16 protein-coding genes and 1 tRNA gene are annotated in these 16,518 nt (G+C 36.8%); 12 read left to right on the top strand and 5 right to left on the bottom strand.

All coding sequences use genetic code 11. The annotated features are described in order from the left end of the window. The first annotated feature begins 229 nt into the window (after positions 1 to 229). Genes ACFRAE_RS07750 through idi form a run of 8 tightly spaced genes read left to right on the top strand, consistent with a single transcriptional unit; the run spans position 230 to position 6,674 of the window. On the top strand, positions 230 to 895 hold the full coding sequence (locus ACFRAE_RS07750; protein WP_422796568.1) for a MarR family winged helix-turn-helix transcriptional regulator: 666 nt from the start codon (positions 230 to 232) through the stop codon (positions 893 to 895). A gap of 6 nt (positions 896 to 901) precedes the next feature. Further along, a complete protein-coding gene (locus ACFRAE_RS07755) occupies positions 902 to 2,365 on the top strand; it encodes a phytoene desaturase family protein (RefSeq protein WP_422796569.1) in 1,464 nt (487 codons plus the stop codon). A 10-nt stretch (positions 2,366 to 2,375) separates the two neighbouring features. Beyond that, the gene (locus ACFRAE_RS07760) at positions 2,376 to 3,212 is read left to right on the top strand and encodes a phytoene/squalene synthase family protein (protein ID WP_422796570.1); all 837 of its coding nucleotides are present in this window, start codon (positions 2,376 to 2,378) and stop codon (positions 3,210 to 3,212) included. Further along, positions 3,209 to 3,664: a hypothetical protein gene (locus ACFRAE_RS07765; RefSeq protein ID WP_422796571.1), complete on the top strand. Its 456-nt coding sequence runs from the start codon at positions 3,209 to 3,211 to the stop codon at positions 3,662 to 3,664. Before ACFRAE_RS07760 ends, ACFRAE_RS07765 begins: the two co-directional genes overlap by 4 nt. Before the next feature lie 2 nt (positions 3,665 to 3,666). Then, positions 3,667 to 4,116 carry a beta-carotene hydroxylase gene (locus ACFRAE_RS07770; protein WP_422796572.1) on the top strand — a complete coding sequence of 150 codons (450 nt, stop codon included), beginning with the start codon at positions 3,667 to 3,669 and terminating at the stop codon, positions 4,114 to 4,116. Continuing rightward, positions 4,117 to 4,827 (top strand): lycopene cyclase domain-containing protein, encoded by a 711-nt coding sequence (locus ACFRAE_RS07775; protein WP_422796573.1) that lies wholly within the window; start codon positions 4,117 to 4,119, stop codon positions 4,825 to 4,827. Positions 4,828 to 4,830: 3 nt separating this feature from the next. Next, a complete protein-coding gene (locus tag ACFRAE_RS07780; RefSeq protein ID WP_422796574.1) occupies positions 4,831 to 6,129 on the top strand; it encodes a cryptochrome/photolyase family protein in 1,299 nt (432 codons plus the stop codon). Positions 6,130 to 6,137: 8 nt separating this feature from the next. Further along, on the top strand, positions 6,138 to 6,674 hold the full coding sequence (gene idi, locus ACFRAE_RS07785) for an isopentenyl-diphosphate Delta-isomerase (RefSeq protein WP_422796575.1): 537 nt from the start codon (positions 6,138 to 6,140) through the stop codon (positions 6,672 to 6,674). A 72-nt stretch (positions 6,675 to 6,746) separates the two neighbouring features. Here the strand turns inward: idi and ACFRAE_RS07790 are convergent, their stop codons facing one another. From ACFRAE_RS07790 to recJ, 4 genes are all read right to left on the bottom strand, one after another. Then, positions 6,747 to 7,817, bottom strand: coding sequence for a branched-chain amino acid aminotransferase (locus ACFRAE_RS07790; RefSeq protein ID WP_422796576.1), 1,071 nt, complete (start codon positions 7,815 to 7,817; stop codon positions 6,747 to 6,749). 726 nt (positions 7,818 to 8,543) lie between these two features. Beyond that, positions 8,544 to 10,055: a GH3 auxin-responsive promoter family protein gene (locus ACFRAE_RS07795; protein ID WP_422796577.1), complete on the bottom strand. Its 1,512-nt coding sequence runs from the start codon at positions 10,053 to 10,055 to the stop codon at positions 8,544 to 8,546. A 23-nt stretch (positions 10,056 to 10,078) separates the two neighbouring features. Next, a complete protein-coding gene (gene lptB / locus ACFRAE_RS07800) occupies positions 10,079 to 10,813 on the bottom strand; it encodes an LPS export ABC transporter ATP-binding protein (protein ID WP_422796578.1) in 735 nt (244 codons plus the stop codon). A 30-nt stretch (positions 10,814 to 10,843) separates the two neighbouring features. Continuing rightward, positions 10,844 to 12,544, bottom strand: a complete 1,701-nt coding sequence (gene recJ, locus ACFRAE_RS07805) for a single-stranded-DNA-specific exonuclease RecJ (protein WP_422796579.1) — start codon at positions 12,542 to 12,544, stop codon at positions 10,844 to 10,846. Positions 12,545 to 12,658: 114 nt separating this feature from the next. Here recJ and ACFRAE_RS07810 point away from each other — a divergent pair, with 114 nt between their 5' ends. The 3 genes from ACFRAE_RS07810 (at position 12,659) to ACFRAE_RS07820 (ending at position 15,307) form a co-directional block, all read left to right on the top strand. Further along, positions 12,659 to 13,438 (top strand): MBL fold metallo-hydrolase, encoded by a 780-nt coding sequence (locus tag ACFRAE_RS07810; protein ID WP_422796580.1) that lies wholly within the window; start codon positions 12,659 to 12,661, stop codon positions 13,436 to 13,438. 77 nt (positions 13,439 to 13,515) lie between these two features. Beyond that, positions 13,516 to 13,995, top strand: a complete 480-nt coding sequence (locus ACFRAE_RS07815; RefSeq protein WP_422796581.1) for a cation:proton antiporter regulatory subunit — start codon at positions 13,516 to 13,518, stop codon at positions 13,993 to 13,995. A 10-nt stretch (positions 13,996 to 14,005) separates the two neighbouring features. Next, on the top strand, positions 14,006 to 15,307 hold the full coding sequence (locus ACFRAE_RS07820) for a cation:proton antiporter (RefSeq protein ID WP_422796582.1): 1,302 nt from the start codon (positions 14,006 to 14,008) through the stop codon (positions 15,305 to 15,307). Positions 15,308 to 15,451: 144 nt separating this feature from the next. Here ACFRAE_RS07820 and era read toward each other — a convergent pair whose 3' ends face one another. Beyond that, complete coding sequence (gene era, locus ACFRAE_RS07825; RefSeq protein WP_422796583.1) at positions 15,452 to 16,330, bottom strand: GTPase Era; 879 nt, start codon at positions 16,328 to 16,330, stop codon at positions 15,452 to 15,454. Positions 16,331 to 16,443: 113 nt separating this feature from the next. Between era and ACFRAE_RS07830 the strand changes: the two genes are divergently transcribed. Beyond that, positions 16,444 to 16,516 (top strand) — tRNA-Met (locus ACFRAE_RS07830). Positions 16,517 to 16,518: the final 2 nt, after the last annotated feature.

A 16,518-nucleotide genomic window follows, 5' to 3' on the forward strand; every position in this document is an offset into this window, starting at 1 on the left:
TACCTATTCCTTCTCCTGTATTTTTATTTTCTTATTCGCTAATAATAGTGGTTGAAAAAAAACTGTATCTAATTATTGTTGTATATATTAGATAGATAAACAATTATGGATAGCTATATCCTATAGTATAGGAATTATATAGTGTAAAAATATACCAATTAAAAATATTAAGAATAATATTAGACTAAATAACATTTTGTTTATATTTGTTCTATAAATCAAAATCACATTGAAATACGATTTAATAAAAGAAGTTATCAATTTATTGGAAGAATTTGAATTGGCTGTCGACTCTGGGCAATCGTATTCACCTTCTATTGCAGGGTTTAAGAATTGGATTTTCGAAGCGATGTTGGCGAATCAGGAGGAGGATAATTTCGATTGGGAAGGAAAGGTAAATGGTCGATCTGCAGAAAGTGTGATTAGCACATTATTGGTACATATGAATCGGTATGCTAAAAGTTATTCGAAGGCGGCAATACATGGTTCAACTTTTTCGACGCAAGATGAATTTATTTATTTAATCAATCTAAAAGCATTTGGTGCGATGTCGAAAATGGATTTGATTAAAAAAAATGTTCAAGACAAGGCTTCAGGAATGAAAATTATTGAACGCCTCTTGAAACAAGGTTGGATTGATCAGCAAGAATCGACTTCCGATAAACGGAGTAAATTGATTCAGCTCAATGCATTTGGTGAGCAGGTATTAGATGCTCAAATGGATCGTATCCGTCAAGCAAGTTCCATGGTTACAGGTCGTTTAACTAGCAAAGAGAAAATGGATTTGATCAAGTTATTGACCAAATTAGATCATTTTCATTTGGACGTATTCAATAAAAATTTAGATTCTACAGCATTGTTGGCATTTGTGGAAGAATATACTAAATCACGATAATTAGGAATGGGGAAAGTAGCAATTATTGGTTCAGGAATAGCGGGTCTATCTGCCGCATGTTATGCTGCAAAAGCGGGTCATGAGGTCCATGTTTTTGAAAAGAATGCGACCATTGGAGGTAGGGCAAGGCAGTTTGTGACGGATAATGGTTACACATTTGACATGGGGCCGAGTTGGTATTGGATGCCTGATGTGATTGATGCTTTTTTTAAAGACTTTGGTAAGGAACGATCTTCCTATTATGAATTGATGCGGTTGGATCCGCAATTTGAAATTGTTTTTGATCAGGATCACTTTCCGTTTCCGGCTGATTATCCGGCTATTAGGTTGCTGTTCGAGCACTTAGAACCTAATGCTTCAACAAAGCTGGATCAATTTATGGAAGCCGCAAAAGTGAAGTATCATGTTGCGATGGATAAATTTATCTACAAGCCATGTCACCATTGGGGTGAATTTTTGTCTTTAGAAATTCTTCAATCGGCTTTTAAACTTGATCTTTTGACGGGCTTTCGAAATTATGTAAATAAGTATTTTAAGCATCCTTATTTGCGAAGTATCATGGAGTTTCCAGTCATATTTCTAGGGGCATCACCAAAGCATATTCCTGCAATGTACAGTTTGATGAACTATGGGGGATATGCCTTAGGCACATGGTATCCTAAAGGAGGTTTTTTTCAATTGGTCTTAGCCATGGAATCCTTGGCACTGGAGTTGGGCGTTGTATTTCACCTGGACGAAGAGGTTCAAAGTTTTTACTTTGCAGGAAATCAGGTGCAAGGTTTACGTACGGTAAAGCAGGCCTATGTTTTTGACCAAGTAATAGCTTCTTCAGATTATGAACATACGGAAAGCTTGTTGCCTAGTCATTTTCGAAATTATTCGGAGAGTTATTGGTCCTCCAGGACATTTGCACCATCTTGCCTAATCTATTATTTAGGATTTAATAAACGTATAGATCATTTGCATCATCATACCTTGTTCTTCGAGCATGAAATCGATACGCATTTAGCAACGATTTATGAAGATAAAAAATGGCCCGATAAACCCTTGTTTTATGTGTGCTGCCCATCCAAATCAGATGAACAGGTAGCTCCAGAAGGACATGAAAATATATTTTTACTTATGCCTATTGCTTGTGGATTAGATGATCATGAGGAAAATCGGGAGACCTATTTTCAATTGATGTTAAATCGATTAGAAAAACACACTGGGGAAAGGGACTTAGCGAAGCATATCGATTATAAACGAAGTTATTGTGTTCGTGATTTTCAAGAAGACTACCATGCGTATGCAGGCAATGCTTATGGGCTAGCCAATACCTTAAAACAAACCGCAGTTTGGAAACCTGCTGTGCGAAACAAAAAAATAAAAAATCTCTATTATACAGGTCAATTGACAGTACCTGGTCCGGGGGTTCCTCCGGCAATTATATCTGGCAAAATCGCTGCCCAGCAACTCCAAAAACTATAAATAAAAGCCTATGAAAAAGTTATTTGATGAATTATCCTTTAAGGTAAGTAAAGAGACAACGAAGAAATACAGCACGAGTTTTTCCTTAGGTATTTATGCCTTAAGTCCTACTATTCGAAACTCCATATATGCGATTTATGGGTATGTGCGTTTAGCAGACGAAATTGTCGATAGTTTTCATGATTTTGATAAAAAGGCCTTATTAAGTCGTTTTAAAGAACAAACCTGGAGCGCTTTAGAAGAGGGTATTTCATTGAATCCAATTTTGCAATCTTTTCAACATACGGTCAATCAATTTCAGATCGATAAGGAATTGATCGCGCAGTTTTTGCATAGCATGGAAATGGATTTAACCCAAGTGACCTATGATAAAGAACAATACAATGAGTATATCTTAGGTTCTGCCGAGGTGGTTGGTTTAATGTGCTTGCAAGTTTTTGTGCAGGGGAATAAAAGTCAGTATTTAAAATTGGAACCTTTTGCCAAAAAATTGGGCTCGGCATTTCAAAAGGTCAATTTTCTAAGAGACCTTAAAGATGATTTTCAGGATTTAGGACGATCATATTTCCCACATATAGATTTAAATATTTTTGATCATGAAACGAAAGTTAAAATTGAACATGAAATAGAGTGTGAATTTAAGGAAGCTTTGCGTGGCATAAAGATGCTTCCTAACAATTCGAAATTTGGGGTGTATTTGGCTTATCGATATTATTTATCCTTGTTTAAAAAAATTAAAAAAACTGCGCCGCATGAAATCATGCAAAAAAGAATACGTATTCCAAATAGCCATAAGATGTCGTTGATGATGCGAAGTTATGTGCAGTATAAAATGGCTTACTTATGATGAATTGGATCGCTATAATCGCGATGTTGAGCCTACCTATGTTCGCTGGCTTTTCTACAGAAGACCTGCGGTTGAATTATCCTGAGGCGATTCATCAAAAAGAAATTTGTAGTCAAATCATAAACGAATTGGAAGAGAAGGAATTATCAGCAGTACATCAGGCGTACTTGGGTGGCTATCAAACCATTTGGGCAAATCATGTATTCAATCCTATTCAAAAATTGAAAACCTTTAATAAAGGGAAAAAAAATATAGATGAAGCTGTTCGGAAAGACCCTAAGAATATAGATATCCGATTTGTTCGATTATCTGTACAATTGAATTGTCCAAAGTTTTTAGGTTATGATGAGCATATCAAAGAAGATAAACAATTTATAAAAGATCATTTGCATAAAATTTCCTCTGTAAAACTGAAGGAAATGTGCCAAGATCTAATAACAAAAGGTAATTAAGGATGAATATACTAATTGTATTGATCACATTTATTGCGATGGAGGGCGCAACCTGGCTCATCCATAAATATGTAATGCATGGTTTTCTATGGGTGTTGCATCGAGATCACCATGACCACAGTACCGATGGACCATTAGAGCGCAATGATCTATTCTTTATCATTTTCGCTATTCCAGCCATCTTATTGATGTTTGTAGGTGTAAAAAATGGGTATAGCCCATCCTTTTATATTGGCTTAGGAATCACGTTGTACGGTCTTGCTTATTTCTTAGTGCATGATGTCTTTATCCATCAGCGTTTAAGTATCTTCAGACAAACGGAGAGTCCCTATTTTAGAGCAATAAGGCGAGCGCATAAACAACATCATAAGCATTTGGGGAAAGAGGAAGGCGAGTGCTTTGGGTTTTTGTGGGTTCCTATTAAATATTTTAAACTCTATTTTAAAAAATAAATGACTGCTTACTCTTTTACGTATTTGCTCGTCAATTTCTTGACAATCATCATTTGTTTTATAGCATCTTTTGACAAAAGGATTCGATTTGATCGATATTTTTTCACCTTTCTGATTTCAAGTACGATTGTCGCAATTCCATTTATCCTGTGGGATATTTGGTTTACAGCGCATGGAATCTGGTGGTTTGATCTGCAATATACCTTAGGGTTTACGCTGGCAGGCTTGCCAATAGAAGAAATCTTATTTTTTTATTGTATTCCTTTTGCTTGTGTTTTTACCTATTTCTGTTTGAATAAATTTTTCAATTTGTCTTGGGCAAATGCGTTTAATAATATCATCGTATTCTTATCATCCATAGTTTGTGTATTGATTGCTTTATTGCACCCTGATAAAACCTACACCTTAGTTACTGCTGTAGTAACCTTGGGTACATTAATATACTTGCATTTTATAGCTAAATGTCCTTGGATAGGGCAAGCATCTTTGGTTTTTGGGATATTAATGCTTGGTTTTTTTCCTGTGAATGGGGTATTGACCGGTTCAGGAATCCCTTCTCCCATTGTAAATTATAATCCAGAACAGTTTTTGGGGATTAGAATGTGGACCATTCCGATTGAAGATGCAGTATATGGCTATAGTCAATTTTTGTTAAATATTTATTTCTTCGAATTGATTAAGCGAGGATTCTTCCCGACCCAGACCGCCTAGCAAATGAAGGAAAAGGTACTTATCTTTTGGTTTCAACGGGATTTGCGGATAGCGGATAATGTAGGTTTAGCGCTTGCTTTGGCGCAAGGGATTCCGGTATATCCTGTATTTATTATTGATCCTACTTTGGTTCATGAGCATGAATGTATCGAAGATCGATCTATAGATTATATGCATCAGGCATTAGTGCATGTCAATCTGAATTTGAAAACTTATGGTTCCCGATTGCATGGGTATATAGGTAAGCCATTAGAGGTCTTCCAATCGCTAGCAGAACAATTTGATATTCAAGGCATATACTGTAATCGTGATTATGAGCCAGCTTATTATCAGCGTATAAGCATTTTAAAAGATCAACTGCAAGGTACTGGGATTTTACTATGGGATGCTAAAGATCAGGTGATTTTTGAGCAGCATGATATTTTGAAGAAAGATGGTACACCCTATTCGGTTTATGGTGCCTATGCAAGGAAGTGGAAGGAAAAATTACAGACGATTCAGCTGGAGGCGCAACCTGCAGCTTTGACTAATTTCTACCAAACAGAATGGCAAGAGTTTTTGAGCCTTAGGCAATTGGGTTACTTGAAAACAGATGTTGAATTTGCGGCCTATGAATGGGATGAATATCAGATAAGTCAATATGGCGACTTGCGTGATTTTCCAGGCAAGGGTGCGACTACCAGAATAGGGGTGGCTTTACGGTTTGGAACGATCAGTATTCGACAATGTGTACTAAAAGCGATAAATTTAAGTGAAGTATGGCTGAATGAATTGATATGGAGGGAATTTTTTAAACAGATTTTGTACCACTTTCCTGATGTGGAACATCAACCCTTTAAAAAACGATTTGAAACCTTTCCATGGAGGAATAATGAAGAAGAATTTGTATGTTGGTGCTTAGGTAGAACTGGGATCCCCATGGTGGATGCAGGAATGCGCGAATTGAATGAGACTGGATTTATGCATAATCGGGTGCGCATGATCGTTGCTAGCTTTTTATGCAAACATTTGTTGATCGATTGGCGATGGGGAGAAGCATATTTTGCAGCGAAATTATTGGATTATGATTTATCCTCGAATAATGGTAACTGGCAATGGGTAGCAGGTACGGGATGTGATGCTGCTCCATTTTTTAGAATCTTCAATCCTTTAGTACAGGCTAAGCGATTTGACCCTGATGCGGTCTATGTGCGAAGGTGGGTGCCTGAATGGGAACAAAAGGATATAAAACCTATTGTTGACCTACAGGAAGCGAGTAAACGGGCTTTATCAGTGTATCGGCAATTTAGAGAAAGTTTTTAATGTATACTATGGAAAATAAGACTTGGGATAAAGTGGTTTTGGTGAATGAATCGGATGAAGGTATTTCGGAGATGGATAAATTGGAAGCCCATCAGTTAGGATTACTTCATCGCGCATTTTCTGTGTTTATTTTTAATAGCCAAGGGGATATGCTCATTCATCAACGGGCATTTGACAAATACCATGGTGGAGGCTTATGGACGAATGCTTGTTGTTCTCACCCGCAATGGGGAGATGAATTAATAGCTAGTGCGGAAGCGAGATTAGCATATGAGATGGGATTGTCTTGTAAATTGGAGAAATTATTCTCCTTTCTTTACCATGCTACAGTGGAAAAAGGATTGGTAGAACATGAGTTTGACCATGTTTTTGTAGGTTATTCGGATGATGAACCGCGTATTCATGCTGATGAAGTGGCCGCATATCGTTGGATTAACCCGAAAGAAGTGTATGCATTAACCCAAACAAGTCCTCAAGAATTTACATATTGGTTTAAAGAGGCTTTGCCCAACGTATTAGATCGTTTATCTATCCATTATAAATAGGTTAATTGCGAGTATACTAAAACAAGAAGGAGCAATCTTAAGTTGCTCCTTCTTGTTGACCTTATTTATTCGTTATTTAACGAGTATATTCCATCCATACGGATCTTCAATTTTTCCGTAACGTAAATCATTCAAGTAGCTTAGTACTTTATTGGAGAAATCTCTACCTTCAATTGGAGGAAGTTGATAATCCTGTCCTTCGAAACCTATACGATCGATATGCGTAATGGTAGCTGCCGTTCCAGCTGCAAATGCCTCCGTTACTTTACCATCTTTAATTCCGTCGATTAACTCCTGTACAGAAACTCTTCTTTGCTCTGCTTGGAATCCCCATTTTTCCGCTAATTCCATAATCGTTCTTCGGGTTACACCATGTAAAATAGTGTCTCCATGAGGAGTGATGATGGTATCTCCGATTCGGAAAATTAAGTTTGCAGTACCCGCTTCTTCAATATATTTATGTTCCAAGGCATCAGTCCACATAATTTGATCGTATCCTTCATCGTTAGCTAATTGGGTTGGATATAAAGACAATGCATAGTTTCCTGCATTTTTAGAAAATCCTACACCACCTTCAGCTGCACGAGTGTAATGGGTTTCGACTTTTAAACTAATAGGTTTGCTATAATATGCTCCTACAGGGCAAGTAATGATAATAAACTTATAGGAAATGGATGGGTGTACGCCTAATGCTGATTCCGTCGCATACATAAAAGGACGAATGTATAATGAAGTTCCTTCTTTGGAAGGGATCCAATTACGATCGATGTCTAATAATTGTTTTAAGCCATCTAGAAAGATTTCTTGTGGCACTTCTGGCATCTGTAAACGATGTGCTGATTTATTAAATCTTTCCCAGTTTTTGTCAGCACGAAACACACTGACTGTACCATCTTCAAATTTATAAGCTTTAATACCTTCAAAAATTGCTTGGCCATAATGCAAAGCAGACATGGAAGGGCTCATGGTCAGGTCACCATAGGGTACAATACTGATGTCTTCCCATCGGCCATTGCTATATTCAGCAACTAGCATATGGTCTGACATGATTTGTCCAAATTTTAAGTTGTTGAAATCTACTTGCGAGAGTCTTGAATTTTGTGTTGGCTCTACGCGAATGGAAATTTGTTCTGTCGCGCTCATATCAAATTGTATGTTAAATGGTGCAAGTTAATTAAAATAATTTATAGCATGGCTGAAATTAGTCTGTAAAATATGATGTATAGCTAGAGATTTGAAAGATAGTTCTGGACCAAAATCTGGAATTAGTGTTCCCTAGTCGACTTGATTGGAATTACTTAAGTCTTTAACACCATGGATTGTCTGTTTTCCTAGGCAATCCGGTATATCGTTTACTATACACTGCCCGATAAATTTGATCTGCAATAAGTTAATTTCAGAGATTTTAGGGTTCGGTACAGTATTTGGTATACGTGATTGCTTTTTGGGTAAAAGTATATATGCTTTCTCACCTATTTTCTATTTGAGGAAATACGTTAAGCTATTCTTTATTTTGTTATATAGATTTAGGATAGGTTAGGACTGTTGTCTTTTCAGACAACAGTGGTGAGAATTCTCAAAAAAAGATATTAATCTAATAATAAATTTATGGAAAGGAATCTGACAAATATAGAAGTGCGTGAAACCAAGCCTTTAAGTACATGGAAATTCATTATGGGATTTTTTGTGTTTTTATATAAAACAGCTATTCGTCCTTAATTATTCTCTTCTTTGGGGTTTATTGGAGGTTTTATACTTCATAGGAATAACCCATCAGCGCTTTTCAATGCATTGAATAGGCTGTTAGATAGTTTAATAATCTAATTTATCTTGCCTTGTGTTGATTCAAGCCTCGTTAGTAAAATCTTGTTATTTTAGTTGTTCTAAAATGGAGTCAATAAATTCTCTATTATTTGCTAACCTTGGAACTTTATTTTGCCCCCCTAATTTACCTCTGCTTTTCATCCAATTGTAAAAGGTGTCTTTGGCTACTTCATGAATGATAGGGCTGTTTAGAGCCATGTTTTTGTAGCGCTTAGCGTCATAATCGGAATTGACTTCACGTAGTTTTTGATCGAGCAATTCACAAAATCTATTGAAATTACTAGGGGATTTTTCAAATTCTATAATCCATTCATGAGCACCTACTCCTTTTTCCTTAAAATATACAGGTCCGGCGGTGTAATCACGAATGGAAGCGTCTGTTTGGCGGCAGGCTTCCTGTAGGGCCATCTCAGCATTATCAACGATTAATTCCTCGCCGAAGGTGTTAATGTATTGTTTTGTTCTGCCTGAAATTTGAAAACGATAAGGCGCTATGGAGGTGAATTTAATGGTATCACCTATTTTATATCGCCATAATCCTGCATTGGTAGAAATGATTAAAGCGTAATTTTTCCCCAATTCTACTTCGTGTAATGCGAGCGTTTTAGGATGCGCTTCCTGTAAGTTTTCTGTGGGTAAAAATTCATAATAAACACCATAGTCTAACATGAGTAATAAATCCTCAGAATCGGACTGGTCTTGAATACCAAAATAACCTTCAGAGGCATTGTAATTTTCAAGATAATACATGTTGTCGGAAGGGATCAGCTTTTTAAATTGTTCCCGGTATGGTTTAAAACTTACCCCTCCATGGCCATAGAATTCTAAGTTGGGCCATACTTCAAGTAAATTGTCTTTACCCGTGATATCAAGAATACGATTGGCCATTACGATATTCCAGGTTGGAACTCCCGCTAGGCTGGTCACATTTTCTTTAATGGTGATTTGGGCAATTTGTTCAATTTTTTCCTCAAAGTTAGGGTTTAAGGTTACCTCAATATTTGGAGTACGTTTAAACTCTGCCCAAAAAGGTAAGTTTCGAATTAATATTGAGGATAAGTCTCCGTAATAGGAATCTGGACTAAAATTATTGATCTGTGAAGATCCTCCGATAACAACGGTTTTGCCACTGAATAATTTGTTGTCGGGTTGGTTATGGCAATAGATCGATAGCATATCCTTACCTCCTTGGTAATGACATTCTTCCAAGGCTTCAATGCTGACTGGAATAAACTTGCTTCGGTCAGAAGTTGTTCCAGATGATTTTGCAAACCACTTGATGTCCGAAGGCCAAAGGATGTTTTGTTCTCCTTTAATCATTCGATCTACGTAACCCTTTATGTCATCATAATCTTGAATGGGAACACGATTTTTAAACTCTTCAACCGTGTAGATACTGTTGTAACCATGCATCTTACCCCATTCTGTAGCTTCTGCCGCAGAAATTAAACTCTGAAACCATTCATCTTGAACATCATGTGGATACTTCATGAAAAGCTCAATTTGATGAATTCGCTTTTTCATGATCCAGGTAAAAAGGGAATTAAGTAATGCCATGTAATTGGTTGTTTAGGTTAAATTTAGAATTTTTTTCTTCTTAATTCAAAATGTCTACCTAAATAGAATTTACGCGCAAGCTCATTATTAGCAATTTCTTCAGGGGTGCCCGTTAACATGATTTTTCCTTCTGTTAAAAGGTAAGCCCGATCGGTAATTGATAAGGTTTCTTGTACATTATGATCGGTAATAAGGATGCCGATATTTCTTGTTTTTAACTTTGCTACGATAGTTTGAATTTCTTCTACAGCAATTGGGTCTACACCAGCAAATGGTTCATCCAGGAGTATGAAATTAGGGTTTGCCGCTAATGCGCGCGCAATTTCAGTTCTTCTTCTTTCACCTCCGGATAATAAATCGCCTCGATTTTTACGAACGCGATGAAGACTAAACTCCGTCAACAGCTCTTCCAGCTTTTCTTTTCTGTCTGCTTTGTTGGGATGATGAATTTCTAGAACCGATAGGATGTTGTTTTCCACAGAAAGCTTACGAAAAACAGAAGCTTCTTGTGCTAGGTAACCAATGCCTCGCTGCGCTCGTTTATACATGGCGTCTTGCGTAATTTCTAGATCATCCAAATACACGTGGCCGTCATTGGGTTTTATCAGTCCAACGATCATGTAAAACGAAGTTGTTTTACCAGCTCCATTGGGGCCTAATAATCCTACAATTTCCCCTTGTTCTACATGGAAGGAAACATCATTTACAACTGTACGTTGTTTGTATTTTTTGATTAGATTTTCCGCTTTTAGAATCATGTGTTAAACACTTTACATGCAAATATATTTTTAAAATCGAATTGCCTTCACATTTAATTGCAAATTTCTTTTGCCTCTCCAATTGTTTTCTTCAATGCTGTAACAGATATCAAAGGGTTTGCCAGCATTTATGGCATCGACATGGTCTGCTAAACCAAAACCAATACATTCAAATACGATAGAGTCTTTTTGACGAACACTAAATTTTAAATGCGTACTACCGACAATATACGCTGGATAAGCAAATGTTACGCCTTTTGTCAAAAATATTGGTGCTTCGTTTTGTGGGCCGTAGGGTTCAAATTGTTGAAGAAGTCGGTAAAATTTACTGTCTATATCTTCAAAATCAATTTCACGTTCTATTAACACCTCTTGCTGAAGCATCTCAGGTTTTATGGATTTGCTAACGACTTCTTCAAATCGTTGTTGAAATAAAGAAATATTATCTTCTTTCATGGTTAATCCTGCGGCATATTTATGCCCACCATATTGGTCTAATAAATCACTACATTCACTCAAGGCCTCATAAAGATCAAATCCTATGACCGATCGAGCAGAGCCTGCAATGTGTCCATTGGTATTTGTTAGGATGATGGTAGGGCGGTAATACTTTTCCGTGAGCCTTGATGCCACAATACCAATGACTCCTTTATGCCAATCTTCTTTATAAAGTACGGTGGTGTTTTTACTTTGCAGTAATTCGTTATTGTCTAATAAAGATAAGGCTTCTTCGGTTATTCGTAAATCAAACCCTTTTCGCGTGTTGTTTTGATCATCGATGCTTTCTGAAAATCCCTTCGCTTCCGCTAGAGACTTGGCGTTGAGCAATTGTACGGCGTCTTTAGCATGGTCAATTCTTCCTGCGGCATTGATCCGAGGACCTATTTGAAAGACTATGTCATTAACCGTAAATTTTCCCGTTTTATTGGAGGATAGGTCAATTAATGCCCGTAAACCAAAGGATGGATTGCTATTTAATTTCTTGAGTCCAAAATGGGTAAGTAACCTATTTTCACCAGTTATAGGAACAATATCAGAAGCAATGGAGACAGCGACTAAGTCGAGGTATTGGTAGGCTAACTCCATTTGCATTTGATTCCTAAGGATAAATGCTTGTATGATTTTAAAGCCTATACCGCATCCTGATAGTTCTTTGTAGGGGTAAGGACAATCGGATCGTTTTGGATCCAATACAGCCACCGCATTTGGGATTTCCGGACCAGGTAAATGGTGGTCACCAATAATAAAGTCTATGTTTTTTGAATTTGCATATTCAATTTTATCGAGTGCTTTGATGCCGCAATCCAATGCAATAATCAGGGAGAAGCCATGCGCTTCTGCATAGTCAATTCCTTGGGTAGAGATGCCGTAGCCCTCACTATATCGGTCGGGTATGTAATAAGCGATTCCTGAATGGAAATTTCTAAAGAAGCTATAAACTACCGAAACGGCAGTGGTGCCATCTACGTCATAATCGCCATAAATCAGTATTTTTTCTTTATTGCCAATTGCTTGCTCTATCCGAGCAATAGCGAGATCCATATCTTTCATTAAAAAAGGATCTAAAAGATAGTCTAAGGATGGTCTAAAGAATATTCTGGCTTCTTCGAAGGTTTCAATTTCACGATTAATTAAGAGCTCTGCAATTATGGGATTTACACCAAGTTCTTGCTGAATCTTGGTGATCTTTTGGATATTCTTTTTTGGTTTCAGGACCCACCTTTTTTGCATATCTTTGCATACTTATTAACGTGTAAATATACGTTATCTGAAGCTACTAACCTAATGTGGCGAAAGTAAGAGTAGCTTGTTAATACTTAACTATCAAGAATACAAATACATATAATGGCGAGAGCATATTCCTTATTTGAAGGTTCCTATTCGGTTGATTCCAGCAAACAATTTATCCCTTTTGATCCTGCAATGGACGATCCTAAAGATAGACCAGGGTCTTTATTTATCCAGGTTCATCCATTTTTAATTGAAACAAAAAATGGATTAATAGTCATTGATACTGGATTAGGACAACGCACAGTGGATGATGAATTAGTCATTCATGCTAATATTAAAAAACTTGGCTTTGCCATTGATGATGTTCGATACGTTTTAATGTCACATCTGCATAAAGATCATGCGAATGGTATGGTTGATGTCAAAGATGGTGTTAAGCGATTGGCTTTTCCGAATGCGGAATATGTTATTCAAGAACAAGAATGGGAATATGCCTATAGTACGGAATCCAGTTCGTATAAAACCGATGTTTTTGATGTACTGCAACGAAGTGGAAACATCTTATTTGTGAAGGGTGACGGCCAATTAAATGATGAAATAAGTTTTGAGTTGTCTAGTGGACACAGTAAATTCCATCAAGTCTTTCATATAAAAACCGAAGGAAAGCATTATTTTTTCGGTGGGGATGAATTACCAGAACCTGAGGAGATTTTCCGAAGTTTTATTGCAAAATATGATTTCGATGGGCGACGAGCGCGAGACTTACGTGCAGCATATTGGGCAGAAGGAGCATCCGCAGGTTGGTTGTATTTGTTTTATCATTCGAAAAATATAACAGTTGGAAAACCAGCACTTAAGGAAGATGGGCAATATAAACTCATTCCAGGGGAATAATTCCCCTCAATTCCCTATATTTGAGATAGTAGCCTTAATTTTAATAATTTAACTTTTTAAAAAAATATTTTAAAATCATGTCGATAGTTAGAGAAAGTGATCTTATTGGTATTGGCAAAAAGTACCAAATAGAAACAGAAGCTGGCGATAATATGGTCGTTGTCATTCATGATGATGGTAGGCGAGAGTTGTATCGCCATGAAGATGAAGATAATGAAACCCATTGTGTCATGACGCTTTCTGATGAAGAATCCCGACAAATAGCGGGTATTCTAGGCGGTTTGTCTTATAAACCTAAAGCGTTAGAAACCATTGAAGTTGCATTGGATGATTTGCGGATTGAATGGTATAAAGTAGAACCTTCCAATGATGGTGTCAATAAAAGCATTGGTCAGTTGGAAGTTAGGCATCGTACAGGCGCTTCCATCATAGCTGCTATACGCGAGGAGGAAACCATTATTAATCCAGGTCCTGATTATATCATTACGCCAGGCACTACGTTGGTCATCGCAGGCAAGCAAAAAAACATCAAACTATTGAAAGAAATTTTATTGTAAAATCATATTTATGCAAAACACCATTATCATTGAAATAGGAATCGCTGTATTATTAGTTGCTTCTGTAGGACTTTTAGCCAACAGACTTCGGTTTTCTGTTATTCCATTTTTTATTGTCATTGGTATGGTATTGGGCAATGAAACCTATCCGACATTTATAGCCAATTGGTTAGATAGTATTGGAAATTCAACCCTTACAAATTCGGTGAATTCCATTTGGGGATTTTTCACTTTTACGGAAAGTAAACCCTTCATCGATTTTATGGGGAGATTGGGTGTACTGTTTCTGTTGTTTTATCTAGGGCTAGAATTTTCGGTTGGTAGGTTGATAAAATCAGGGAAATCTATCGTATCGGGAGGAACCATTTATGTGCTGCTTAATTTTTTCTCAGGATTATTAGTAGGCTGGATGATGGATCTTCCATTTAAAGAAATGATGGTTCTTTGTGGTATTATGACCAGTTCCTCTACTGCAATTGTGGCTAAAGTATTAACCGATTTAAAAAGGACAGCTAATCCAGAAACGGAAGTAATAATGGGGATGATTATGTTTGACGATTTATTTATTGCCATGCATATTTCTTTCTTATCAGGATTGATTCTGACTGGCAGTAGTTCATTTTGGACGGTTGCCGGAACCTCTTTATTAGCGTTAACGTTTATTCTTTCTTTTCTAATACTCGGTCGTAAACTTGTTCCTTTCATCGATAAACTCTTACAGGATAAATCCTCTGAACTCTTCATCTTAGTTATTTTTAGCTTATTGTTCTGTATTGCTGGTTTCTCTGAGACCATCCATGTAGCGGAAGCTATTGGCGCATTAATGGCCGGTCTTGTTTTTGCAGATTCTAAGTATCTGAAGAAGATCGAAGCTATGGTATTGCCCTATAAAGATTTCTTTGGAGCCATGTTCTTCTTTAGTTTTGGATTATCCATAGATATGTATTCCCTTGGAGGGGCTGTAGGTTGGGCAGCATTTGCCGCAGTTATTACTGTGATTTGTAATGTAGCTTCAGGGTACTTTGCAAGTAGATTTTCTAACTTGAAAACCAAAACTTCCGTGGATATAGGCTTTACCCTTTCCGCAAGAGGGGAGTTTTCAATCATTATGGCCAATATTGGAAAAGCCGGAAAACTACTGCCCATCATTCAATCGTTTGTGGTAGTCTATGTATTGATACTTTCTGTGATCTCTCCCTTATTGACCAAAGAATCTCGGACTATTTGGAATCGATTGGCGGGTCAAAAAGAAGCGCCGAAAAAGATGAAAAAGAAATTGAGCGATCTGGAATCTTCTGTTTCAGAATCCTAAGTACAGATAAGTCTTTATAAGTTTATATCGACTACTAATTGCGCTGATATTATATTTTGAAAAAAGAAACATGATAATTAAAAAACGTCCAAAGATTTTCTTTGGACGTTTTTTAGTTGATGTACTATGTTTAAAGCAATTGGACTAATCTTCGTATCCAAATCTTTTCAAATAATTCTTTTTACTACGCCAGTCTGGAAGTACTTTCACAAAGAGCTCTAAGAATACTTTTCCATCGATAAATACTTCAATATCTTCTCTTGCGTAAGTTCCAACCTTTTTAATCATTGCACCTGCTTTTCCAATGATGATGTTTTTCTGGGAATCTCTTTCTACAATGATTTCTGCAGCAATTCTAGTGATGTGAGGCTCTTCTTTATAGGAAGTGACAATTACCTCGGTGCTGTAAGGGATCTCCTTGTCATAAAGCTTAAAAACCTTCTCACGGATGATTTCAGAAACAAAAAAACGCAGGGTTTTATCCGTTAACTCGTCTTTTTCATAATATGGTGCATGTTCAGGAAGGTTATCTTTGATGTAGTTCATAACCGCTTCCACATTATACCCTAATAAGGCAGATATTGGAAATATAATAGCTGGATTAATCTTCTCTTGCCAAAAATCTATTTTGGCTTTCACTTCTTCCTCAGAGGATTTATCTACTTTGTTGATTATAACAGCGACAGGTGAACTGGTATTTCTTAATTTCTCTAAAACATCATTCTCATCATATCGCTCATGAATATCTGTAACAAATAAAAGAATATCTGCATCAATAATTGATCCCATGACGAAGTTCATCATTGATTCCTGCAAAGAATAATTAGGTTTTATCACTCCAGGGGTGTCTGAAAAGACAATTTGATGGTCTTCATCATTGACAATGCCAATAATTCGATGACGTGTAGTTTGTGCTTTAGGAGTGATGATAGACATCTTTTCACCCACTAAAGCGTTCATTAAGGTGGATTTACCTGCATTTGGTTTTCCAATTATACTAACGAAACCTGCTTTATGTGACATTTTTTAATTTTTTATTTGTTTTACAAAGAAACAAATAATATCTTTGTGCTCCAATTCGGAGATAATATAATCTGCTTAATTATCAACAGAAGCAAGATTTTCGAAAAATATATTGCGGGGTGGAGCAGTTGGTAGCTCGTCGGGCTCATAACCCGAAGGTCATCAGTTCGAGTCTGATCCCCGCTACT

The organism is Sphingobacterium sp. HJSM2_6, from assembly GCF_049316305.1.
In the GTDB taxonomy this organism is placed as follows: Bacteria; Bacteroidota; Bacteroidia; order Sphingobacteriales; family Sphingobacteriaceae; genus Sphingobacterium.